Below are 21,340 nucleotides of genomic sequence, written 5' to 3' on the forward strand. Positions count from 1 at the left end.
TCAGTCGAGTACGAAGCTCTCCAGGTACGTCGGGTCGGCGCGGTCGAGCATGGACCGGGCCCGCGCCCTGATCTGCCGGTCGCTGTGCTCGCTCGGTGGCAGCATCCAGAAGCGGTCCGCCCTGATGCCCTCCACCACGTGCTCGGCGACCTCTTCGACCGGTGTGAAGGCGACCTCGTGGCCGGCTTCCTTCATGGCGGCCTCCCACTGGTCGAGGCTGCGGTAGGGGGTCTTGCGGGGGCGCTGTTTGGCGTACCGGCCGGGCCGGTTGCGGTGCGACTCCCACAGGCCGGTGCGGAGCATGTGGGGGCCGGGGAAGAGCACGGAGGCCCCCACGCGCGCGTGCTCCGCCTTGAGGTGGGCGTACAGGGACTCGGTCATGGTGACGACGGCCGCCTTGGTGACGGCGTACACGGACGCGGTGGGCAGGGGGGCGATGCCCCCGTCGGCGGAGGAGGTGTTGACGACATGGCCGGGCTCACCGGACGCGATCATGCGCGGGACGAAGGCCTGGATGCCGTGGAAGACGCCCCAGACGTTGACGGAGAAGGCCCACTTCCAGTCGTTGGGGTCGTGTTCCCACATCCGGCCTTCGGCCCCGGAGCCGACGCCCGCGTTGTTGCACAGCACGTGGACGGCGCCGAAGGTGTCGTACACCGCGTCGGCCAGGGACAGCACGGCCGTGCGGTCGCCGACGTCGACGGTGCGGGCGAGGACCTCGGCGCCCTCGTCGCGCAGTCGCGTGAACGCCTTCTCCAGGGCGGCCTCCTCCACGTCGGCGAGGACGACCTTCAGCCCCTCGGCGGCGAAGCGGCGGGCCATCGCGAGGCCGATGCCGCTCGCGGCACCCGTGACGACGGCGACCTGGCCCGCTGCCAGCCTCACCGTCCGCCCCCTCGCGGCGGCGGGGCGTCGAGGACCTGCTGCGGATCGTCGTAGCGCTGGTGGATGTACGGGAGGAGGGCCTGGGCGCTGACCCGCTCCACCACCCTGCCGCGCTGGTCGGTGGTCTTCTCCCCGATCGTGATCTCGACGAGGCGGCGTACGGTCAGGTCGGCGACCGGGTCGTACATCGACTCGCGCAGCACCACGTCTCCCGTGATCCGCTCCAGCGTGCGCACCTTCTCCCGGCGTACGCAGTGCACCAGGACGGGGTCGGTGTCCAGTCCCGAGCCGTCCACGGCGGGCAGGAACTTGAAGTAGAAGTCCACCTTCCCGACGGGCTCGGCGGGCAGCGGAAGCGGGCCGTCCACGGCGCCGCGCACCTCGACGAAGGCGATGCCGTGCCGGGCGAGGGCCGCCCGTACCACCGGACCGTCCCGCTCGACGGTCACCTCGCCCAGCTTCTTCGGCTCTCCGAACACCTCCCGTCCACCGGTCAGCGCCCGCTCGTGGGTCATCGGCATGACGAGCGGGTACCAGCCGTCCTGGTCGTCGTGGGTGGCGGCGACCGCCACGGACCCCGCGCCCAGGGGGTACCCCGGCAGGTCGACCTTGCTGATGGCGGCCCGTACGAGCGGGCGCGGGGCGGGCTTGAGCGGTGGCGGCAGCACGGCCGCGACCACGTCGGGGTCCGTCTCCCACACGGCGACCACGCCGGTGGACCAGATGTCGGGGAGCCGTGTGCTCGCGGCGCGGGCCGCGGCGATCTCCTGCTCGGTGCGGGCGCCGTACCGTACGCGTGCCATGGCGTACCACCCTTCGTCGGCGGGTGAGGAGCAAGTCTGTAACACTGTTACACCGCTCGCGATGAAGTGGGAACAGTCGTGCGCGTACGTACGGGGGGTCGAGCACCGATGCGGAAGCCGTCACTGACCCGCGAAGAGGTCCTGGACGCCGCCGCCCGCCTGGTGAAGCGGGACGGCCCGGCCGCACTGACCATGCGCAAACTGGCCGCCGAGCTGGGCACGGCCGTCACGTCGATCTACTGGCACGTCGGCAACCGCGAGTCGCTCCTGGACGCCCTCGCCGCCCGCACGGTGGCCGACCTCGGCGCGATCACGCCCCGGGGCACCACGCCGGCCGCGCGGATCGTCTCGGTGGCCCGCACGCTGCGCCGCGAGCTGCTGGACCGCCCGCACCTGGTGGCGATGGTCCACGAACGCGGTCTGACGGAGCGGATGTTCCTGCCCGCACAGCGCGTCCTGGTCCACGAGGTCCACGCGGCGGGCCTGCGCGGCGCCCGCGCGGCCGAGGTGGTGCGGGCGGTGCAGTTCCAGGTCGTCGGGTACGTCCTGGTGGAGCGCAACCGCGAGCGGGCACCGGTGCAGTCGCCGGGCGAGCAGGAGCTGTGGGACACGGAGACCGCCGAGCACGACCAGGCGCTGGCCCGCGCGCTTGCCCGCCCGGTGGACCCGGAGAGGCTGTTCACGGTCTCCGTACGAGCCCTGGTGGACGGCCTGTTGGGGGCCGGGCAGGGCCGGGCCCCGTCCCCGTGACGCCCCGGCCGCCGGGGGTCCCCGTCGCCCCGGGGGCCGGACCTGGGCAGCCTGCCGCCGGACCCGCGCACCCGGGAGGGCGTGCGCCCCGCTGCCATCGGCCCGGGGCGAGACGACCGGGCGCCCGATGAGCGGTGCCGGTGGCCGCGCGGGCTCGGATCGCCGCCGCGCCCGGCCGACGGGCCCAACTGCCGTGCGGCGCACCGCCTTACGGGCTCGGGGCGTCAACATGGCGTACCGGCGGGGCATGCCCGGCGGCGGCGTTGTCAGTGGCGGCCTCTATTCTCAGTGACCATGCTCGACGACCGTACGACAGCAGCACCGTGGCCGACCGCCTACCCGACGCAGGGGTACGCGGTCGTCGACGTGGAGACCACCGGCCTCGCCCGCGACGACCGGATAGTGTCCGCTGCCGTCTACCGGCTGGACGCGCAGGGCGATGTGGAGGACCACTGGTACACGCTGGTCAATCCGGAGCGTGACCCCGGCCCGGTGTGGATCCACGGTCTGACGAGCGACGTGCTGGAGGGGGCGCCGCTCTTCGCGGACATCGCGGCGGAGTTCTCCGCCCGGCTCGACGGCCGGGTGCTGGTGGCGCACAACGCCATGTTCGACTGGTCGATGATCGCCCGCGAGTACGCACGGGCGGAGCGGACCGCGCCGGTGCGGCAGCGGCTGTGCACCATCGCGCTCTCCAAGGAGCTGGGGCTGCCGCTGTCCAACTTCAAGCTGGAGACGCTGGCCGCGCACTTCGGCGTCGTGCAGCGGCGCGCGCACAACGCGCTGGACGACGCGCGCGTGCTGGCCGAGGCGTTCCGCCCGAGCCTGCACGCGGCGGCCGAGCGGGGCGTACGGCTGCCGCTGCTGGAGTGCCGTCCGCTCACCGAGTGGGCGTCCACGCCGCTGGGCCGCATCGGGCAGCAGGCGTCGTACCGCTCCAACGGCTGGCGGCCGTCCCGCAAGCGGCCGGCCTGCCCGTACCCGAACCCCGGGCGGTACGAAGTGGACAAACCACTCAAGCAGGGCATGCGGGTGGCGTTTTCGGGTGATACGTCCATCGACCGCGAACTGCTGGAGGACCGCGCCGTCGAGGCCGGCCTCCATGTGGCGACGAGCGTCTCGCGGCTGACCAGCCTCCTCGTCACCAACGACCCGGACGCCGCCACCTCCAAGACGGTCAAGGCCAAGTCCTTCGGCACGCCGATCGTCGACGAGGCGGCGTTCACCCAGTTGCTGCGTGACGTGGCCCCGGCAGGCGACCAGGCAGACGGGTGACCGCCGGGCGTTTCGCCGCCCCCTGCGGGGCGCCGGACCGCACCCTGTGGCGCATGGCACGTTGTGAGGTCTGCGGAAACGATTACGGCATGTCCTTCGAGGTGCACGCGCAAGGCGCCGTGCACGTCTTCGACTGCTTCGCCTGCGCCATTCACCGCATGGCGCCCATCTGCGAGCACTGCCGGGTCCAGATCATCGGTCAGGGCGTCGAGGCCGACGGCCAGTGGTTCTGCGGGGCGCACTGCGCCCGCGCGGAGAAGGGCCAGGTGGGCATCGTCGACAAAGTGTGACCCAGCCCGGACGGAGAGCCGGACGGACAGGCCCGGACGGAGAGCCGGACGGGAGCCCGGAAGGGACCCCCCATCGGGGTCCCAAACCGGAACAGGTACGGTCGAAGCCGTGTACCGCTTCCTGTTGTCCCGGCAGTGGGTGATCCTCACCCTCATCGCCCTCGTCCTCATCCCCGTGATGATCGAGCTGGGCTTCTGGCAGTTCCACCGGCATGAGCACCGGGTCGCGCAGAACCAACTGATCGAGGACAACCTGAAGGCGAAGCCCGTCCCCGTGACGGAGCTCACCTCCCCCGGTCACACCGTCCCCCGCTCCGACTACTGGCGCCGCGTCACCGCCACCGGCACCTTCGACGCGGCCCACGAGGTCGTCGTACGCCGCCGGACCAACTCCGACGACAAGGTCGGCGTCCTCGTCCTGACCCCCCTGGTCCTCACCGACGGCCGTACCGTCCTGGTCAACCGGGGCTGGGTACCGGCCGCCGCCGACCAGGTGTCCTTCCCCGACGTGCCGCCCGCCCCCAAGGGGAAGGTGACCGTCACCGGCCGGCTCAAGGCCGACGAGACGACCGGCGCCAGCGGCATCAAGGACCTCAGCGGCCTGCCGCCCCGCCAGGTGATGCTGATCAACAGCGAGCAGCAGGCCGAGCGCCTCGGCCGCGAGGTCCTCGGCGGCTACCTGGAGCAGACCGAGCCGCGGCCCGCCGGGGACACCCCCGAGCTGATCCCCGAGCCGGACCACGACTCCATCGGCGCGCACATGGCGTACGCCGTGCAGTGGTGGCTGTTCGCGGCCGGTGTACCGGTCGGCTGGGTGGTGCTGGTACGCCGCGAGAAGCGCGACCGCGCGGCGGCGGCCGCCACCGGAACGCCGGGCGACTCCGAACCGGCCGCGCACGCCGCCGCGTAGAGCGCCCGGCGGCCACCCGCGGCGCACGCCGTACGCCCTTGCTTAGCCGTCCGTCCGCGCGGGAACACGCCAGAGCGTGACGCAACGCATCGAGGACTACGCGCTCATCGGCGATCTCCAGACCGCTGCCCTGGTGGGCAGGGACGGTTCGATCGACTGGCTGTGCCTGCCGAGGTTCGACTCGGCGGCCTGTTTCGCCGCGCTGCTCGGTGACGAGAACAACGGCCACTGGCGGCTCGCCCCCAAGGACGCGCAGAGCTGCACCCGGCGCCGTTACGTCGGCGACTCGCTCGTCCTGGAGTCCGTCTGGGAGACCCGTACCGGCACGGTCAAGGTGCTGGACTTCATGCCGCAGCGCGACGAGGCCCCCGACGTCGTACGCATCGTGGAGGGTGTCACCGGCACGGTCGAGATGGCGGCGGTGCTGCGGCTCCGCTTCGACTACGGCCACATCGTGCCGTGGGTGCGCCGGACCGACGGCCACCGGGTGGCGGTCGCGGGCCCCGACTCCATATGGCTGCGCAGCGAGCCGGAGGTGAAGACGTGGGGTCAGCAGTTCAGCACCCGCTCGTCGTTCACGGTCGGCGCGGGCGAGAAGGTGGCGTTCGTGCTGACCTGGCACCCCTCGCACCGGCCCCGGCCCCCGCTGATCGACCCGCACGAGGCGCTGGAGCACACGCTGGAGGACTGGAAGTCGTGGGCGGCGCAGTGCAGCTACGAAGGGCCGTACCGCGAGGCCGTGCTGCGGTCGCTGATCACCCTCAAGGCGCTGACGTACGCCCCGACGGGCGGGATCGTCGCCGCGCCCACGACCTCGCTGCCCGAGGACATCGGGGGCGTACGCAACTGGGACTACCGCCACTGCTGGCTGCGGGACTCGACGCTCACGCTCGGCGCGCTGCTGTCGGCCGGGTACCTGGACGAGGCGGCGGCGTGGCGGGACTGGCTGCTGCGGGCGGTGGCCGGTGACCCGGCGGACCTCCAGATCATGTACGGGCTCGCGGGCGAGCGCCGGCTGCCGGAGACGGAGCTGCCGTGGCTGCGCGGGTACGCCGGGTCGGCGCCGGTGCGCATCGGCAACGCCGCCGTGCGGCAGTTGCAGCTCGATGTGTACGGGGAGGTCATCGACTCCCTGTACCTGGCGCGCGAGGCGGGGCTGGCCGCGCAGTCGCACGCGTGGAACCTCCAGCTCAGCCTGCTGGGGTTCCTGGAGTCGACGTGGCGGCAGCCCGACGAGGGACTGTGGGAAGTGCGCGGGCCGCGCCGCCACTTCACGCACTCCAAGGTGATGGCGTGGGTCGCCGCCGACCGCGCGGTGCGCACGCTGGAGAAGGACCCGTCGCTGCGCGGCGACGCGAACCGGTGGCGGGCGATGCGCGACGAGGTGCACCGGGACGTGTGCGAGAAGGCGTACGACCCGGAGCGGAACACCTTCACGCAGTCGTACGGCTCCCGGGAACTGGACGCGGCGACGCTCCTGATCCCCCGGGTCGGGTTCCTGCCGCCGGACGATCCGCGCGTGATCGGGACGGTGGACGCGGTGCGCGCGGAGCTGAGCCACGAGGGGTTCATCCGGCGGTACAGCACCGAGGGCGTGGCGGTCGACGGGCTGCCGGGCGACGAAGGGACGTTCCTGGTCTGCTCGTTCTGGATGGCGGACGCGCTGCGCATGACGGGCCGGACGAAGGAGGCGCGGGAGCTGTTCGAGCGGTTGCTGTCGCTCCGCAACGACGTGGGGCTGCTGGCCGAGGAGTACGACGCGGCGGCGCGGCGGCAGCTCGGCAACTTCCCGCAGGCGTTCAGCCACATCGGCCTCGTGGGGACGGCCCTCGCGCTGGCGCGGGAGGAGGGCGACGCAGCAGGATAGGGCCATGGATCTTGGACTGAAGGACCGTGTGTACGTCGTGACCGGCGCGTCCCGGGGACTGGGCAACGCCTCGGCACGGGCCCTGGTGGCGGACGGCGCGAAGGTCGTCGTCTCCTCGCGCGACGAGAAGGCGGTGGCCGAGGCCGCGGCCGAGCTGGGCGCCGGTGCGGTGGGCGTCGCGGCGGACAACTCCGACCCGGCGGCCGCCGACCGGCTGATCGGCGCCGCCCGGTCCCACTTCGGGCGCTTCGACGGCATCCTCATCAGCGTGGGCGGCCCGGCCCCGGGATGGGCGGCGGACAACACGGACGAGCAGTGGCAGGCGGCGTTCGACGCGGTGTTCCTGGGCGCGGTACGGATGGCCCGGGCGGCGGCCGCCGCGCTGCCGGAGGGCGGGGTGATCGGGTTCGTCCTGTCCGGTTCGGTGCACGAGCCGATCCCGGGACTCACCATCTCCAACGGCCTGCGCCCGGGCCTCGCGGGGTTCGCCAAGTCGCTCGCCAACGACCTGGGCCCGAGCGGCATCCGCGTGGTCGGTCTGCTCCCCGGCCGCATCGACACGGACCGCGTCCGCGAGCTGGACGCCCTGTCCGGCGACGCCTCCGCGGCACGCGCGGCCTCCGAGTCCCGCATCCCGCTACGCCGCTACGGCACCCCGGAGGAGTTCGGCACCACGGCCGCCTTCCTCCTCTCCCCCGCGGCCTCCTACCTGACGGGCGTCATGCTCCCCATCGACGGCGGCGCCCGGCACGGCTTCTGACGGGGAGGGAGCGCTGCTGCCGGGAGCGGAGGGCTTCTGACCGGGCGTCCTGCTGATCGGGCGGGGGGCTTCTGGCCGGGGCGGGGGGCTGCTGACGGGGTCGGGGGGCTTCTGGCCGGGGCGGGGTGCTGCCGATCGGGGCGCTTGTGGCCGGGCGGGGTGCTGCTGACGGGGTCGGGGGGCTTCTGGCCGGGCGGGGTGCTGCTGACGGAGTCGGGGCGCTTGTGGCCGGGCGGGGTGCTGCTGACGGAGTCGGGGGGCTTCTGGCCGGGGCGGGGGCTGCCGATCGGGGCGCTTGTGGCCGGGCGGGGTGCTGCTGACGGGGTCGGGGGGCTTCTGGCCGGGGCGGGGGGGCTGCTCCGCGGCGGCTTCCCTCCGGACGGGGTCTCCCTTCGGGGCGGTGTGCCCCGGGCCGGCCGCGTGACCTGGCGTGGCGTCAGGTGACCCGGCGTGCCGGGTGTCTGGCGGCGCGGAGGTGGGCCTCCGTGGGGAGGCTGGGGAGGCCGGCCGAGTCGCGGGCGTGGCGGAGCGCGCCGTCGCGGAGGCGGGCGAGGGCATCGGCCGGTGACGCGTGGGGCTCCAGCAGCAGCGATACGCGCGCCGAGGGTGCGGTGCTGCGGCCGGTCAGGCGGACGCGGGCGCCCGCCACGCCGTCCAGCGCCTCGGCCTCCGACTCGGCGGCGTCCTCCAGCGCCCGGCCGCGCAGCACCGCGCTCTCCCCGTCCCGGCTGTCGACCAGCACCTCCGCCAGCCGGGGCCGCCGCAACTGCGCCAGCACCCACCACAGCGCCAGGAGGACCACCACCGCCAGGACCGCGATGACGGCAGCCCACGCCCACCCCCGCCGGGTCGACGCGCCGAGCAGCACGGCGTCCGGGCCCCGCCACGGCCACCACGACGGCACGCCCAGGTCCAGGCCGGCCGCGAGCACCCCGCCGCCCGCGCACACCAGCACGGCCCCGGCCAGGCCCAGCAGCACCCGGTTGACGGTCCGCAGCATGTCCGCTCACCCCTTCCGTGACGGCCGGGCGACGTGCACGGACACGTCCGGCGGCCGTGCCAGGCCCAGTTCCTCGACCGCGGCCCGCAGGGCGGCGTCCAGGTCGGTGCGTACGTCGTCGAGGTCGCGGAAGTGGGACACGGCCCGCACCACCGCCTTGTGACGCCGCGCCCGGACCCGTACGGACCGCACGCCCGCCACCGCCATCGCCCGGTCGCGCAGCACGATCTCGACCGCCTCCCGGCCCAGCCCGGCGCGCAGCGGGCCGTCGCCGCGCCGCATCGGCAGGACGGCGCGCAGCCCGGGCGTGCAGGCCAGCACCAGCAGCCACACGCCCAGCCCGATCGCGGCCACCGCTCCGGCGAGCACCGCCACGTCGTCCAGCGGCCGGGTGGCCAGGTCGTCGGCGAGGACGCGGCGCCAGCGCATGCCGGGCCGTCCGGCGCGTACCGCGGCGACGTCGTACAGCAGCAGGCCCGCGCCGGCGAGCACCAGGAGCGCCAGCAGCGCGGCCGGGACGCGCCGCACGGACCAGAAGCGGTGCGCGGCGCCGCCGGGCGTGCCCTCCAGCACGGGCACGGGCTCGTCGGCCGCCGGTTCGGCGGGCGCGGTCGTGCTCATCGGACCCTCCCGCGGCCCTTGTCGCGCGTGTACGCGGAGTGCAGCCGCTCCACCTGGACCGCCACTTCCGGCACCTCCATGCCCGCGAGCGTCCGCACGCGCCGGACCACCTGGCGGCGTACCGCGCCGCATTGGGCGCCGATGTCGGAGGGGTAGCGGAGCTCCAGGCTGATGCGGACGCGCGCGGTGTCCCGGTGCACGAGGACCGTCGCGTGCGGCGGCCGGCCGGCCTCCCCGGTGCCGGTGCCTCGCTGGTCCTCCGGGACCTCGTCGAGCGCCTCACGCGCCGCGTGCGCGGCGATCTTCGCCACCACGCGGTCGGCGATGGTGGTCGCGCCCCGTTCGGCAGCCAGGACCCCCGTCACCGCGTCACCGCCGCCGGTCGTCGCGGTCACGGCTCCGGAACAGGTCGCCGGGCTCCAAGTCCCCGTCGAGGAACCGGCCCACCACGAATCCGACCGCTCCCAACGCGGCCACCAGCAAAAACGCCCCGAAGCCGCCGAAGTATCCGGCGAAGCCGAGCGCCATTCCGGCCAACAGGCCGACCATCGCCATGCTCATCGCGCTCTCCTCAGCAGCTCGCTACTGAAGCCGTGTCTCCGGCTCTTCTTCCTCTTCCTCCGGCAGCTTCACATCGCTCACCGCGATGTTGACCTCGACGACCTCCAGGCCGGTCATCCGCTCCACCGCCGAGATCACGTTCTCCCGCACCGCCCGGGCGACGTCGCGGATGGAGACGCCGTACTCGACGACGATCTCCAGGTCGAGCGCCGTCTGCACCTCTCCGACCTCGGCCTTCACGCCACGCGTGACGCTGGGTCTGCCGCCGGGGACCCGGTCGCGCACCGCGCCGAAGGTCCGGGAGATGCCGCTGCCCATCGCGTGGACGCCGACGACGTCGCGGGCCGCCAGCCCGGCGATCTTCTCGACGACCCCGTCGGCGATGGTGGTACGGCCCCGGGACGCCGGGTCGCCGCCGGCACCGCCCCGCTTGGCGACGGACGTCCGCCTGGCCTCCTCGGCCGCCGGTTCCTTCACCCGCGCGGCCTTCGCCGCCTGGGCGGCCTGAGCGGATGGCTCGGACTGCGACGCGTCGGTCATCACCGTGATCCCTTCGGGAGGTTTTCAGCTCCTTTGCTCACATTAAGGGTGGTTCGCTGATCTCGCGCCGGGGATGCGGCAGGCTGGAGCAATGACGACGGCTGACGGATGGGTGGCGGCGGTACGGAGCCGGATCGGACTGGGGCGCCTGCTTCCGCTGGGCGGCCCGGCGGACGGCGCCTGGCTCGCGGAGCGCGCCGCCGACGGAGTATTGCGCCGGGTGGCGCGGGAGGTGCCGGGGGTGGAGCCCGGCCGGCTGCGGATCACCCTCGCGGACGCACAGGCCGCGACCGCGCCGGCCCTTCCGGCTCCCCCGGGTTCGGTGCCTCCCGGCCCGCTGCGGATCGAGGCGGACTTCGCCGCCGGGCACGGCGTACCGCTGCCGGACCTCGCCGAGCGGCTGCGAGCCGCGCTGTACACGGCGTCGGAGCGGCGGCTCGGGCTGACCGTGTCGGAGGTGGACCTCCGGGTGACGGCCCTCCTGGACGCCCCGCCGGAGACCACCGCTCCCCAACCGGGGGCCGCGGACAGCCCGGCCCCGTCCGCACCGGCGATCGACGACCCGGTGGCCGCCGTCGCCGCCGCCGTCCCGGGCGTGGCCCGGCTGACGACGGTCCTGGGGCACTCGGTCCACCGGGCCGCCGACCACCTCCGTATCGAACTGGCGACGGCCCCGGACCACCGTGCGCTGGACGTGGCACTGGCGGTACGCGGGGCCGTCGGCGGCGAGCTGCCCGTGACCGTGGTGGTCACGGACATCGCGCCGGGAGGTCAGTCGGCCAGGCCCGCCAAGTCGCGCAGGCGGCGGGCCTGAGCGGCGCGCTCAGCCGTCCTCTGCTCCTCGTACGTGCGCTCCGCCGCGCCCCGCAGCAACGCCTTGGTCTCGATGACCGCGTCACGGGGCGCCGCCAGCAGCGCGGCCGCCAGGTCCCGTGCCGCGCCGTCGAGGTCGTCGACGGGCACGACGAGGTTGGCCAGCCCGATGCGCTCGGCCTCGGCGGCGTGGACGAACCGGCCCGTGGCGCAGATCTCGAGCGCGCGGGCGTAGCCCACCGCCGAGACGAGGGGATGCGTCCCGGTCAGGTCGGGGACGAGGCCCAGGCTGGTCTCGCGCATGGCGAACTGCACGTCCTGGCCCACCACCCGCAGGTCGCACGCCAGGGCGAGCTGGAAGCCGGCCCCGATCGCGTGTCCCCGGACAGCAGCGATCGACACGATGTCGTTACGGCGCCACCAGGTGAATGCCTCCTGGTACTCGGCGATGACCGCATCGAGCTCGGCGTCGGAGCCGCGTGCCAGATCGAGGAACGACGGCTCGCCGTCGAAGCCCTCCGGCGTGAACGCCTGCCGGTCGAGTCCGGCGGAGAAGGACTTGCCCTCACCGCGCAGCACCACGACCCGCACGCTGCCCGGCAGCGACCGTCCGGCTTCCGCCAACGCCCGCCACAGAGCGGGGGACTGGGCGTTGCGCTTGGCCGGATTGGTCAGGGTCACCGTGGCAACGGCGTCCTCGACGGTGAGCCGTACGCCGTCCTTGTCGAGCACTTCGAGGACTGGGTCGAGCGAGGTCATGGGGCGCCTCCGGGTCCGGTGCAGCAGTGCAGCCATCAAGTGACTGCACAGTAACCACCCGGCCGACACTGCGATCGACCGGGTGGCCCTGCCGGAACCGGTGGGGCCGGACGAGCCGCGCTCGAACTGTCAGGTCACTGGGGCCGTCAGGCCGAAGCGGCCTTCTTGCCTCGCGTCGCTCCGCCGCGTCCACGCAGCGTGACTCCGGACTCGCTCAGCATCCGGTGGACGAATCCATAGGATCGGCCGGTCTCCTCGGCCAATGCCCGGATGCTCGCACCGGAGTCGTACTTCTTCTTCAGGTCTGCCGCGAGCTTGTCGCGCGCGGCGCCGGTCACCCGGCTGCCCTTCTTCAGAGTCTCGGCCACCCGTGCCTCCTCATGGGAAGTGCGCTCTGGTCTTCTCATGATCACCCCTCGGGCGCTTCCTGGCCAGCCATTCGACAAGGTCTGTGCCGCAAGGTTTCGCCGCCCGGCGGCGGTATTCCGGGCGGCATTTCCGCGCCAGGAGCGCACCTGGGGACGAAACACCAGGTCAGGGAGGTGGGAGGAGGGGAGGCGCGGCGTGTGGCCGGGACGGGAAATCCGCCCGGCGCCACGCCGCAGTATGAGACGTCCTCACTCAGATGATGGATCACGCGTAAGCCGAATGATCCATACGGGGACGATCAGGCCGTGATCGCGGCGGTCCCCCGCGCCCGTGCCGCTACGCCAGCGCCACGAGATCCGCGTAGTCCGCGCCCCACAGGTCCTCGACCCCGTCCGGCAGCAGGATGATCCGCTCCGGCTGGAGGGCGTCGACGGCGCCCTCGTCGTGCGTGACGAGGACGACGGCGCCCTTGTAGGTGCGCAGGGCGCCCAGGATCTCCTCGCGGCTGGCCGGGTCGAGGTTGTTCGTCGGCTCGTCGAGGAGCAGGACGTTGGCCGAGGAGACGACCAGGGTGGCCAGCGCCAGCCGGGTCTTCTCACCGCCGGAGAGGACGCCCGCCGGCTTGTCGACGTCGTCGCCGGAGAAGAGGAAGGAGCCGAGCGTCTTGCGCACCTCGACGAGGTCGAGGTCGGGCGCGGCGGAGCGCATGTTCTCCAGGACGGTGCGGTCCGGGTCGAGGGTCTCGTGCTCCTGGGCGTAGTACCCGAGCTTGAGGCCGTGGCCCGGTGTCACCTGGCCGGTGTCCGGCTGCTCGACCCCGGCGAGCAGGCGCAGCAGCGTCGTCTTGCCCGCGCCGTTGAGGCCCAGGATGACGACCCGGGAGCCCTTGTCGATGGCGAGGTCCACGTCGGTGAAGATCTCCAGGGACCCGTACGACTTGGACAGCCCCTCGGCGGTCAGCGGGGTCTTGCCGCAGGGCGCCGGCTCCGGGAAGCGGAGCTTGGCGACCTTGTCGGAGGCGCGGACCTCCTCCAGGCCGGACAGCAGGCGCTCGGCGCGGCGGGCCATGTTCTGCGCGGCGACGGTCTTGGTGGCCTTGGCGCGCATCTTGTCGGCCTGGGCGTTGAGGGCGGCGGCCTTCTTCTCGGCGTTGGCACGCTCGCGCTTGCGGCGCTTCTCGTCGGCCTCGCGCTGCTGCTGGTAGAGCTTCCAGCCCATGTTGTAGATGTCGATCGTCGACCGGTTGGCGTCCAGGTAGAAGACCTTGTTGACGACCGTCTCGACGAGGTCGACGTCGTGGGAGATGACGATGAAGCCGCCGCGGTAGGTCTTGAGGTAGTCGCGCAGCCAGACGATGGAGTCGGCGTCGAGGTGGTTGGTCGGCTCGTCGAGGAGCAGGGTGTCGGCGTCCGAGAAGAGGATGCGGGCGAGCTCGACACGGCGGCGCTGACCGCCGGAGAGGGTGTGGAGCGGCTGGCCCAGCACCCGGTCGGGCAGGCCGAGGGCGTGCGCGATGGTGGCGGCCTCGGCCTCGGCGGCGTACCCGCCCTTGGTGAGGAACTCGGTCTCCTGGCGCTCGTACTGGCGCAGTGCCTTCTCGCGGGTGGCGCCCTGTCCGCCCGCGATGCGCTCCTCGTTCTGCCGCATCTTGCGGAGCAGGACGTCCAGGCCACGGGCGGAGAGGATGCGGTCGCGGGCCAGGACGTCGAGGTCTCCGGTGCGGGGGTCCTGCGGGAGGTAGCCGACCTCGCCGGAGCGGGCGATCGTGCCGCCGGCGGGGATGCCCTCACCCGCGAGGCACTTGGTGAGCGTGGTCTTGCCGGCGCCGTTGCGGCCGACCAGGCCGATGCGGTCGCCCTTGGCGATGCGGAAGGAAGCGGACTCGATGAGAACGCGGGCGCCGGCGCGCAGCTCGATACCGGAAGCGGTGATCACGGACAGACTCCAGGGCGGTGGGGAAGACGGCGGAAGGACGGCGGGTGCGGTGGCTTCGACGCCGGTCTAATGCACAGGGAGAATGGCCATACGGGCCAGTCTAACGGGCGTGTGCAACTGGTTTTCGGCCATGCTGGAGCGCTGGGAGACGCGCGGAGGGTGGTGGCCCATGCGGTTCGACGACGCCGGCCCCGGCACCTCGGAGGTCCGGGACGCGCGCGGCAGCCGTTTCCCGGGCGGCCGGGCCACCGTCGGCGGCGGGATCGCCGGGCTGGTCGCACTGGTCCTCGGCGTCTTCTTCGGCGTGGGCCCGGAGGAGCTGGGGCTGACGGAGGACGGCTCCGACCCGGCGGCGAGCGCCTCGCCGGCGGCGCAGGTCGCCCCGGCGGCGCAAGTCGCCCGGGAGTGCCGCGAGCGCTCGGACGCGGACGCGCGGGAGGACTGCCGGGTCGTCGGGTTGGCCGACAGCGTGCGGGACTACTGGCGCGGGGAGTACGCGCGGCGGGGCGGGCGGTACGCGGACGCCCGCACGGTGCTGTTCACGGGCCGGGTCGGTACGGGGTGCGGGACGGCGGCCCCGGCGGTGGGGCCGTTCTACTGCCCGGGTGACGGGCGGGTCTATCTGGACCTGGGGTTCTTCGGGGAGCTGCGGACGCGCTTCGGTGCGACGGGCGGACGGTTCGCGCGGGCGTACGTGGTGGCGCACGAGTACGGGCACCACGTGCAGGACCTGATGGGGACGCTGCGCCGGACCCGGGACGGCCGGCCGGGGGCGGATGGCGGCGCGGTGCGGGTGGAGCTCCAGGCGGACTGCTACGCGGGCGTGTGGGCGCGCCACGCGGCGGCGGCCCCGGACGGCAGGACGGGCCGGCCGGTGCCGGCGCGGTTGACGGAGGCCGACGTCCGCGAGGGGCTGGCCGCGGCCGCGGCGGTGGGCGGGGACCGGAGCCGGCGGCTTGAAGGGCTGGTGCGGGGGCGGGTTCATGAGCGGCCTCATGGGCGGCCTCAGGAGCGGGTGACTCCGGAGAGCTGGACGCACGGCTCGGCGGAGCAGCGGCAGCGGTGGTTCCGCGCGGGCTACCGGACGGGCGACATGAACCGGTGCAACACCTTCCGGTGAGCCGGATGCCGCTCGGGGCGGAGATGTCAGTGCCGGGTGCCAGACTGAGGAAAAGCTGAGATCCGGATCACAGTCGCAAGGTCGGAAAGTCGAGCGCGGAATCGGAGAGTGATCAGCATGGCGAACGTACCGAGCATCTATCCGACGATCCTGTACGAGGACGCCAAGGCGGCCATCAGAACGCTGAAGGAAGCCTTCGGTTTCACCGAGGTGAGTGTGTACGAGGGCGAGGACGGCTACGTCGTCCACTCCGAGCTGGCCTATGGCGACGGCATGGTGATGCTGGGCACCAAGGGCGGGGACGGGGTCTTCGCCAAGGCGATGGCGGGCGGCGGCCCGGTGGGGGTGTACGTGGTGGTGGAGGACGTGGACGCGCACCACGCCCGGGCGGTGGAGCACGGGGTGGAGATCCTGATGCCGCCGACGGACCAGGAGTACGGCTCCCGGGACTACATGGCGCGGGACGCCGAGGGCAACGTCTGGAGCTTCGGGACGTACGCCCCCGGCGGCGCGGGATAGGGCCCGGTCACGCCCCGCCGGTGTGGACCTGGAAGGCGGCGCGGCGCATCGCCTTGGCGAGGGCGGGGTCGGGGTGTGCCGCGGCCAGGGCGACCAGGACCTGGACGGTGCGGGGGTGGCCGACCGCCCGGACCTCGTCGAGCAGGGCGGGGACGGTGCCCTGGACGGCGGACTCCAGGTGGCGGACCAGCAGGGCGCTCTCGCCGTGGTCGGCGACGGCCGCCGCGGTGTCCACCCAGAGCCAGGTGGCCTCCTCGCGGGTCAGGACGTCGGGGGCCTCGTCCGGGTCGGCGCCTTCGTACTCGGCGAGCCAGAGCAGGGCGTAGGGGCGCAGGCTGACCTCCTCGGCGGCGGCCCGCACCTCCGCCTCGGCGGGCGCGCCGACGACCCGGAGGGCTTCGAAGGCGAGGCCGCGCAGCAGGGCGTCCTCGCCACGGGCGACGGCGAGCAGCTCGGTGACGGCGCTGCCGACGGGGCGGGCGGCGAGCCAGGCGCGGTACTCGACGCGGGCCGGGCCGGGGGTGAGGCGGGCGCAGCCGCGCAGCATGTCCTCGGCGGACTGCTCGATGTGGCCGGCCGGGCTCTGGGCGGCGACGCAGATCTGCTCCAGCTTGACCCACACCGCCCAGTTGCCGAGGGGGGTGAGGGTGGCCTGGCCCTCGCCGAGGGTCAGCGCGCCGACGGCGGCCAGCCCCTCCAGGGCCCAGTCGAGCAGCCGGGAGAGGGAGTCCGGGCCGGGCAGGGGCTGGGGGCTCGGGCCGTCGGGCACCTCGCAGCGCTCCTCGCGGAGTTCGGCGACGCGCTGCTGGAGCAGGTCGAGCAGGGCCGGTACGGGCACGGGCCCGGCGGAGAGCTGGAGGAGGGAGAGCACTTGGGGGACGGCTTCCACGACCTCGGCGACGGCGGCGGGGGCGACGTCGGCGGGCGCCGGGTGGACGAGCGACCAGGCGTCGAAGAGGGCGACCCAGCCGCGCAGTACGGCGGAGTCGTCGCGGTCCCAGGCGCGCAGCCGCCAGCCGGGACGGGCGGTGTCGCCGTGGAGTTCGACGAGTCCGGCGAGCCGGGCGCGGTCCCAGCCGGCCCGTACCTGGGCGGGCGTCAGGTCCAGTGCGGCGGCCGCCCGTTCCGTCGCGGAGGTGGCGTCGCGGCCGTGGTCGCGGTCGCGCTCGACGGCGGCCCAGCGGGCGATGCGCACGGCGTCGGCGAGCACCGCCCTCGCCTGTCGGGCCAGCTCGGCGGGCGGCGGTGTCCCCTCCGGCGGCCGCGGCATCGGCCGGGTGCGCCGGGTCGTCACGGCCCGTCGGGCCGTGGTCAGGGGCCGCGGACGGACGAGTCGGAGTCTGGAGTTGCGCGCCAGTTGCTCATCAGGCTTTCGAGACGTCACGGGGGCAGTCTTCCCGCTGACGCCCCGAAAGCCCAAACGGAATCCGTTTCGCCGGGTTCGCGGCCCGGGAGGAGGCGGTCGGGGGGTTCCCGTGCGGGAGGCCCGGTGGGTCACACGAGGGAGGTGAGGAAGCGGCGCAGGGCCTCTTCGTAGCGGTGGGGGTCGGCGTTCCACATGGCGGCGTGGGGGGCGTCCCGGACGGTGTGGAGGGTGACCAGGTCGGCGCGGCGGGAGGCGAGCTCGCGGGAGGGCTGCCAGGGCGCGAGGTGGTCGTCGGGGCCGTGGAAGACGAGCGCCGGGACGCGCAGCCCCTGCGGGTCGGCCGCCTCGGCGAGCCGGTCGCCGTGCACTCCGGTGCTGCCCCGGGCGGCGCGGACGGCGAGCGGGAGCAGCGGGGCGGGGACGCGGCGTGCGGTGGCCAGGGCCCGGAGGGTTGCTTCCCAGTCCAGGACGGGTGAGTCGAGGACGAGGCCGCTGATCCGGTCGCGCAGGCCGCAGTTGGCGGCGGCGTGCAGGGCCATGGAGGCGCCGGTGGACCAGCCGTGGAGGATGACCCGTTCGGCGCCGGAGCGGACGGCGTGGCGGATCGCGGCGTCCAGGTCGCGCCACTCGGAGTCGCCGAGGTGGCCGAGCCCGCCGGCGGGCCGGGGTGCGCCGGGGTCGCCGCGGTAGGCGAGGTCGAGCACCGGGAGGCGCATGCGGTGGAGGAAGCCCATCAGGTTCATGGGGTGCTCGCGGGTGGTGCCGATGCCGTGGATGGCGACGACCCAGGTGGAGCGGGCGGCGGGGACGAACCAGGCGGGCAGGACGCCGAGTTCGCCGGGCACCTCGACGTCCTGGTACCCCAGGCCGAGCGCGGCGGGGGTGCCGGTGTGGAGCTGCGGGGTGAGCGTGACGCGGCTGCCGACCTCCAGCTTGCCGCTGACGACGCGTTCGAGGCGGCGTACGACGGTGTCGGCGGAGTGCGGCACGTCGTCCAGGACGGGGCCGACGACCGCGTGGACGCCGGGGCCGGCCAGCCCGTAGGTGCCGGGGCGCCGGGAGGCGAGGCAGCGGGTCAGGGTGATCTGCCCGGCGGCCGTGGCGTGCACGGTGAGCCGGGGCTCGCCGGGCAGGGGCTTGCCGGGCGGCACCTTGAGCGCGGCGCTGCTGGCGTACCGGCCGGCGGCGACCGTGGCCGCGCCGACACCGATCAGGGTGGTGACGGCCGCTGCCGTCGCTGTAGCCGGGCGCACCGTTCCAGTGTCGGCGCGGACGTGGCCGCCTGCCAGTGGGCGGGTCCGGCGGGGTGGCGGGCGCGTGCGACCGGTGCGGGCGGTGGTGCGGGTGATGCAGGTGGTGTGCTGCGGGGCGGTGGTCCGACGGGTCAGCGGGGCTGGCCGTACCCGCGGAACTTCTCCGCCACCTGGTCCAGTTCGGCGGCGGACAGCAGGCTGGGCGTGTGTCCGGGTACGGAGCTCGCGGTGAGCCAGACGCGGCACATCCATTCGAGCTGGGCCGTGCGGTCGTAGGCCTGGTCCAGGGAGTCCCCGTAGGTGATCGTCCCGTGGTTGCGCAGCAGGCAGCCGGTGCGGCCGTCGAGGGCGCCCAGCATGTGCCCGGCGAGCTCCTCCGTGCCGTACAGGGCGTAGGGGGCGACCCGGACGGGGCCGCCGAGGGCTGCGGCCATGTAGTGGATCAGTGGGAGTTCGGTGACGAGGGTGGAGACGGCCGTGGCGTGGACGGCGTGGGTGTGCACGACGGCACGGGCGGTGGTGTGGCGGTAGATCTCCAGGTGCATGGGCAGCTCGCTGGTGGGGGTGAGCCGGCCGCGCACCTGGGTGCCGTCGAGGTCGACGGCGACGGTGTCGGCGGGGGTGAGCCGGTCGTACGGCACGCCGCTGGGCGTGACGAGCACGAGGTCCCCCACCCGTACGGAGACGTTCCCCGACGTGCCGACGACCAGCCCGTCCGCCACTGTCCTGCGGGCGGTGTCCACCAGGGCGTCCCATGCCCGAGCGATCGCGTCCTGTGTCATGCGGCCGATCCTGTCAGCCGGCCCGGTCGCCGGTGCCGCGTTCGCGTCGGCCGCCGGGGGTGACAAGTATCTCGTTCGGCGGCTCGGCGGGGTCCGCCCCGGGGCGTCGCGAAGGGGTGTCCGGAGCGGAGCCGGGGCCCCAAACGCCCGTATTGCCGGGTCGGCGCCCTCCGGGGCGGTCGCCGGGAACCGGAAGCGGAATGGCCGGACCCCACTCGGGGTCACCATGACGCCCGACCCAGTTCACCTTCCGTTCACTCAGGTTGCCTACGTTCGGCGAGCCACTGACGTCGAACGATTGCCTGGGTAAATGGAACACATCACGCTGCTGCTCGCCATTGTGGTCGTGACAGCTCTCGTGTTCGATTTCACGAACGGTTTCCATGACACCGCCAACGCGATGGCGACCACCATCTCGACCGGCGCGATGAAGCCCAAGACGGCGGTGGCCATGTCCGCCGTGCTCAACCTGGTCGGCGCCTTCCTCTCCGTCGAGGTCGCCAAGACGATCTCCAGCGGACTCGTCAACGAAGAGGGCATCCAACCCGAAGTGATCTTCGCGGCGCTCGTCGGCGCGATCCTGTGGAACCTGCTGACCTGGCTGGTCGGCCTGCCCTCCAGCTCCTCCCACGCCCTGATGGGCGGCCTCGTCGGCGCCACCATCGCCTCGGTCGGCCTGGGCGGCGTCAACGGCGGCGTCGTCGTCACCAAGGTCCTGATCCCGGCCGTCGCCGCACCGCTGGTCGCCGGCCTCGCCGCGATGCTCGCCGCCCGCCTGACGTACAAGGCCGGCGCGAACATCGACGAGAAGACCGGCCGCAAGGGCTACCGCGCCGGTCAGATCGCCTCCGCCGGTCTGGTCTCCCTCGCCCACGGCACCAACGACGCGCAGAAGACCATGGGCATCATCACCCTGGCCCTGGTCGCCGCCGGCGCCCTCGCGCCCGGCTCCAACCCGCCGGTCTGGGTGATCGTCTCCGCCGGTCTGGCCATCGCGCTCGGCACCTACCTGGGCGGCTGGCGCATCATCCGCACCATGGGCAAGGGCCTCACCGACCTCCAGCCGCAGCAGGGCTTCGCCGCCCAGACCAGCGCGGCGGCCGTCATCCTGGCCTCGTCCAACCTGGGCTTCTCGCTCTCGACGACGCACTCCTGCTCCGGCGCCGTGATGGGCGCGGGCCTCGGCCGCAAGGGCGGTGTGGTCCGCTGGTCCACGGCCACCCGGATGTTCGTCGCCTGGGGCCTGACCCTGCCGGCCGCCGGTCTGGTCGCCGCCGGCTCGGAGCTCGTCACCCGGCAGGGTGACTGGGGCGTCGCCGCCGTGGTGGTCTTCCTGGTCGCCTCGTGCGCCGCGATCTGGTTCATCTCCCGCCGCCAGGTCGTCGACCACACCAACGTCAACGACGTCGAGCCGGCGGGCGAGCCCGCGGGTGTCGTGACCACCGCGATCGCGGCCGTCACCCCGCCGCCGGCCGGTGCCGTCGCGGCCACCGCCTCCGAAGACCTCGACGACCTGGACGACCTCAAGGCCCGTATCCCGGCTCCGGCCGGCGAGGCCGCCCCGGCTCCCGCCGCCACGGTGTAAGGAAAGAACAGCATGAAGATCGACTGGGCAGCTCTCGGCTCCGTCTTCGGTGTCAGCCTCCTGGCCACCGTCGCACTGGTGGGCCTGTTCACCCTCGGCATCGTCGGCCTCTCCAAGCAGGAGACGGCCTCGGCGGCCGGAGGGTCCGCCACCCTGGCCCGCACGGGCGCGTACGCGTGCTTCGCGCTGTGCGCCGCAGCGGTGGCGTACGGGATCTTCCTGATCGTCACCTGACGACGACAGGCCCCACGGCGCCCCTGGAACGCTTTTCGTTCCAGGGGCGCCGTCGTGCGCCGGTGTGTGCCTCAGCACAACCTCCCGCCGCAGGTCAACGGCGAGTTGACGGGCGTTCGCGGGGCGTGGTGGACTGCCGGGGCCATTACGGCGGCAGGAGAGGAAGCCGGTGCGAATCCGGCGCGGTCCCGCCACTGTGAGTCCGCCCCGACGGGCGGATGAGTCAGGAACTCTCGCCGCCGGTCACGTCGAGCCAGGGCGCGGACCCTGAGTGAGGACATTCGCCATGCCCGGCTGCCTTCGCGCTGCCCCGGAAGCGCCCAGTACTGCGCCCAGCACAGCG

At 73.7% G+C, this 21,340-nt stretch carries 24 protein-coding genes and 1 riboswitch; of the genes, 11 read left to right on the plus strand and 13 right to left on the minus strand.

What is annotated here, in order from left to right:
• Both AB0J57_RS22005 and AB0J57_RS22010 read right to left on the minus strand, forming a co-directional pair.
• On the minus strand, positions 1–885 hold the full coding sequence (locus AB0J57_RS22005) for an SDR family NAD(P)-dependent oxidoreductase (RefSeq protein ID WP_366129965.1): 885 nt from the start codon (positions 883–885) through the stop codon (positions 1–3).
• A complete protein-coding gene (locus AB0J57_RS22010; RefSeq protein ID WP_366129966.1) occupies positions 882–1,688 on the minus strand; it encodes an acetoacetate decarboxylase family protein in 807 nt (268 codons plus the stop codon). The genes AB0J57_RS22005 and AB0J57_RS22010 overlap by 4 nt, the downstream gene beginning before the upstream one ends.
• A gap of 108 nt (positions 1,689–1,796) precedes the next feature.
• On the opposite strand from AB0J57_RS22010, the gene AB0J57_RS22015 reads away from it, so the two are divergent.
• The 6 genes from AB0J57_RS22015 to AB0J57_RS22040 all read left to right on the plus strand — a co-directional run bounded on the left by AB0J57_RS22015 (position 1,797) and on the right by AB0J57_RS22040 (position 7,540).
• A complete protein-coding gene (locus tag AB0J57_RS22015; RefSeq protein WP_366129967.1) occupies positions 1,797–2,438 on the plus strand; it encodes a TetR family transcriptional regulator in 642 nt (213 codons plus the stop codon).
• A gap of 288 nt (positions 2,439–2,726) precedes the next feature.
• The gene (locus AB0J57_RS22020) at positions 2,727–3,713 is read left to right on the plus strand and encodes a DEDDh family exonuclease (RefSeq protein ID WP_366129968.1); all 987 of its coding nucleotides are present in this window, start codon (positions 2,727–2,729) and stop codon (positions 3,711–3,713) included.
• A gap of 53 nt (positions 3,714–3,766) precedes the next feature.
• Positions 3,767–4,003: a hypothetical protein gene (locus AB0J57_RS22025; RefSeq protein WP_064071372.1), complete on the plus strand. Its 237-nt coding sequence runs from the start codon at positions 3,767–3,769 to the stop codon at positions 4,001–4,003.
• A 109-nt stretch (positions 4,004–4,112) separates the two neighbouring features.
• Positions 4,113–4,913, plus strand: coding sequence for an SURF1 family protein (locus AB0J57_RS22030; RefSeq protein WP_366129969.1), 801 nt, complete (start codon positions 4,113–4,115; stop codon positions 4,911–4,913).
• 76 nt (positions 4,914–4,989) lie between these two features.
• Positions 4,990–6,780 carry a glycoside hydrolase family 15 protein gene (locus tag AB0J57_RS22035; protein WP_366129970.1) on the plus strand — a complete coding sequence of 597 codons (1,791 nt, stop codon included), beginning with the start codon at positions 4,990–4,992 and terminating at the stop codon, positions 6,778–6,780.
• Between the two features lie 4 nt (positions 6,781–6,784).
• Positions 6,785–7,540, plus strand: a complete 756-nt coding sequence (locus tag AB0J57_RS22040) for an SDR family oxidoreductase (protein WP_366129971.1) — start codon at positions 6,785–6,787, stop codon at positions 7,538–7,540.
• Between the two features lie 436 nt (positions 7,541–7,976).
• Here the strand turns inward: AB0J57_RS22040 and amaP are convergent, their stop codons facing one another.
• Genes amaP through AB0J57_RS22065 form a run of 5 tightly spaced genes read right to left on the minus strand, consistent with a single transcriptional unit; the run spans position 7,977 to position 10,262 of the window.
• The gene (gene amaP, locus AB0J57_RS22045; RefSeq protein ID WP_366129972.1) at positions 7,977–8,540 is read right to left on the minus strand and encodes an alkaline shock response membrane anchor protein AmaP; all 564 of its coding nucleotides are present in this window, start codon (positions 8,538–8,540) and stop codon (positions 7,977–7,979) included.
• Between the two features lie 6 nt (positions 8,541–8,546).
• On the minus strand, positions 8,547–9,161 hold the full coding sequence (locus AB0J57_RS22050) for a DUF6286 domain-containing protein (RefSeq protein ID WP_366129973.1): 615 nt from the start codon (positions 9,159–9,161) through the stop codon (positions 8,547–8,549).
• Positions 9,158–9,556: an Asp23/Gls24 family envelope stress response protein gene (locus AB0J57_RS22055; protein ID WP_366129974.1), complete on the minus strand. Its 399-nt coding sequence runs from the start codon at positions 9,554–9,556 to the stop codon at positions 9,158–9,160. The genes AB0J57_RS22050 and AB0J57_RS22055 overlap by 4 nt, the downstream gene beginning before the upstream one ends.
• On the minus strand, positions 9,531–9,722 hold the full coding sequence (locus tag AB0J57_RS22060; protein ID WP_366129975.1) for a hypothetical protein: 192 nt from the start codon (positions 9,720–9,722) through the stop codon (positions 9,531–9,533). Before AB0J57_RS22060 ends, AB0J57_RS22055 begins: the two co-directional genes overlap by 26 nt.
• A gap of 21 nt (positions 9,723–9,743) precedes the next feature.
• On the minus strand, positions 9,744–10,262 hold the full coding sequence (locus AB0J57_RS22065) for an Asp23/Gls24 family envelope stress response protein (protein ID WP_366129976.1): 519 nt from the start codon (positions 10,260–10,262) through the stop codon (positions 9,744–9,746).
• Positions 10,263–10,353: 91 nt separating this feature from the next.
• Here AB0J57_RS22065 and AB0J57_RS22070 point away from each other — a divergent pair, with 91 nt between their 5' ends.
• Positions 10,354–11,076 carry a hypothetical protein gene (locus AB0J57_RS22070; protein WP_366129977.1) on the plus strand — a complete coding sequence of 241 codons (723 nt, stop codon included), beginning with the start codon at positions 10,354–10,356 and terminating at the stop codon, positions 11,074–11,076.
• On the opposite strand, the gene AB0J57_RS22075 is transcribed toward AB0J57_RS22070, so the two are convergent.
• The 3 genes from AB0J57_RS22075 to abc-f all read right to left on the minus strand — a co-directional run bounded on the left by AB0J57_RS22075 (position 11,034) and on the right by abc-f (position 14,138).
• Positions 11,034–11,834: an enoyl-CoA hydratase/isomerase family protein gene (locus AB0J57_RS22075; RefSeq protein ID WP_366129978.1), complete on the minus strand. Its 801-nt coding sequence runs from the start codon at positions 11,832–11,834 to the stop codon at positions 11,034–11,036. The genes AB0J57_RS22070 and AB0J57_RS22075 overlap by 43 nt on opposite strands.
• Before the next feature lie 146 nt (positions 11,835–11,980).
• Positions 11,981–12,202, minus strand: a complete 222-nt coding sequence (locus tag AB0J57_RS22080) for a helix-turn-helix domain-containing protein (RefSeq protein WP_006123601.1) — start codon at positions 12,200–12,202, stop codon at positions 11,981–11,983.
• Positions 12,203–12,539: 337 nt separating this feature from the next.
• Positions 12,540–14,138 (minus strand): ribosomal protection-like ABC-F family protein, encoded by a 1,599-nt coding sequence (gene abc-f / locus AB0J57_RS22085; protein ID WP_366129979.1) that lies wholly within the window; start codon positions 14,136–14,138, stop codon positions 12,540–12,542.
• Positions 14,139–14,307: 169 nt separating this feature from the next.
• Here abc-f and AB0J57_RS22090 point away from each other — a divergent pair, with 169 nt between their 5' ends.
• Complete coding sequence (locus AB0J57_RS22090) at positions 14,308–15,258, plus strand: neutral zinc metallopeptidase (protein ID WP_366130251.1); 951 nt, start codon at positions 14,308–14,310, stop codon at positions 15,256–15,258.
• A gap of 117 nt (positions 15,259–15,375) precedes the next feature.
• Positions 15,376–15,777: a VOC family protein gene (locus AB0J57_RS22095; protein WP_366129980.1), complete on the plus strand. Its 402-nt coding sequence runs from the start codon at positions 15,376–15,378 to the stop codon at positions 15,775–15,777.
• Between the two features lie 7 nt (positions 15,778–15,784).
• Here AB0J57_RS22095 and AB0J57_RS22100 read toward each other — a convergent pair whose 3' ends face one another.
• From AB0J57_RS22100 to AB0J57_RS22110, 3 genes are all read right to left on the minus strand, one after another.
• Complete coding sequence (locus AB0J57_RS22100; RefSeq protein ID WP_366129981.1) at positions 15,785–17,071, minus strand: hypothetical protein; 1,287 nt, start codon at positions 17,069–17,071, stop codon at positions 15,785–15,787.
• Between the two features lie 200 nt (positions 17,072–17,271).
• Complete coding sequence (locus tag AB0J57_RS22105) at positions 17,272–18,396, minus strand: hypothetical protein (protein ID WP_366129982.1); 1,125 nt, start codon at positions 18,394–18,396, stop codon at positions 17,272–17,274.
• Between the two features lie 131 nt (positions 18,397–18,527).
• Positions 18,528–19,178 (minus strand): class II aldolase/adducin family protein, encoded by a 651-nt coding sequence (locus AB0J57_RS22110; protein WP_366129983.1) that lies wholly within the window; start codon positions 19,176–19,178, stop codon positions 18,528–18,530.
• Positions 19,179–19,488: 310 nt separating this feature from the next.
• Here AB0J57_RS22110 and AB0J57_RS22115 point away from each other — a divergent pair, with 310 nt between their 5' ends.
• Both AB0J57_RS22115 and AB0J57_RS22120 read left to right on the plus strand, forming a co-directional pair.
• Positions 19,489–20,763 (plus strand): inorganic phosphate transporter, encoded by a 1,275-nt coding sequence (locus tag AB0J57_RS22115; protein ID WP_366129984.1) that lies wholly within the window; start codon positions 19,489–19,491, stop codon positions 20,761–20,763.
• Between the two features lie 12 nt (positions 20,764–20,775).
• Complete coding sequence (locus tag AB0J57_RS22120; protein WP_366129985.1) at positions 20,776–20,997, plus strand: hypothetical protein; 222 nt, start codon at positions 20,776–20,778, stop codon at positions 20,995–20,997.
• A 158-nt stretch (positions 20,998–21,155) separates the two neighbouring features.
• Positions 21,156–21,230: riboswitch (cobalamin riboswitch) on the plus strand.
• Positions 21,231–21,340 lie beyond the last annotated feature (110 nt).

The organism is Streptomyces sp. NPDC049837 (assembly GCF_040674455.1).
Classification (GTDB): Bacteria; Actinomycetota; Actinomycetes; order Streptomycetales; family Streptomycetaceae; genus Streptomyces.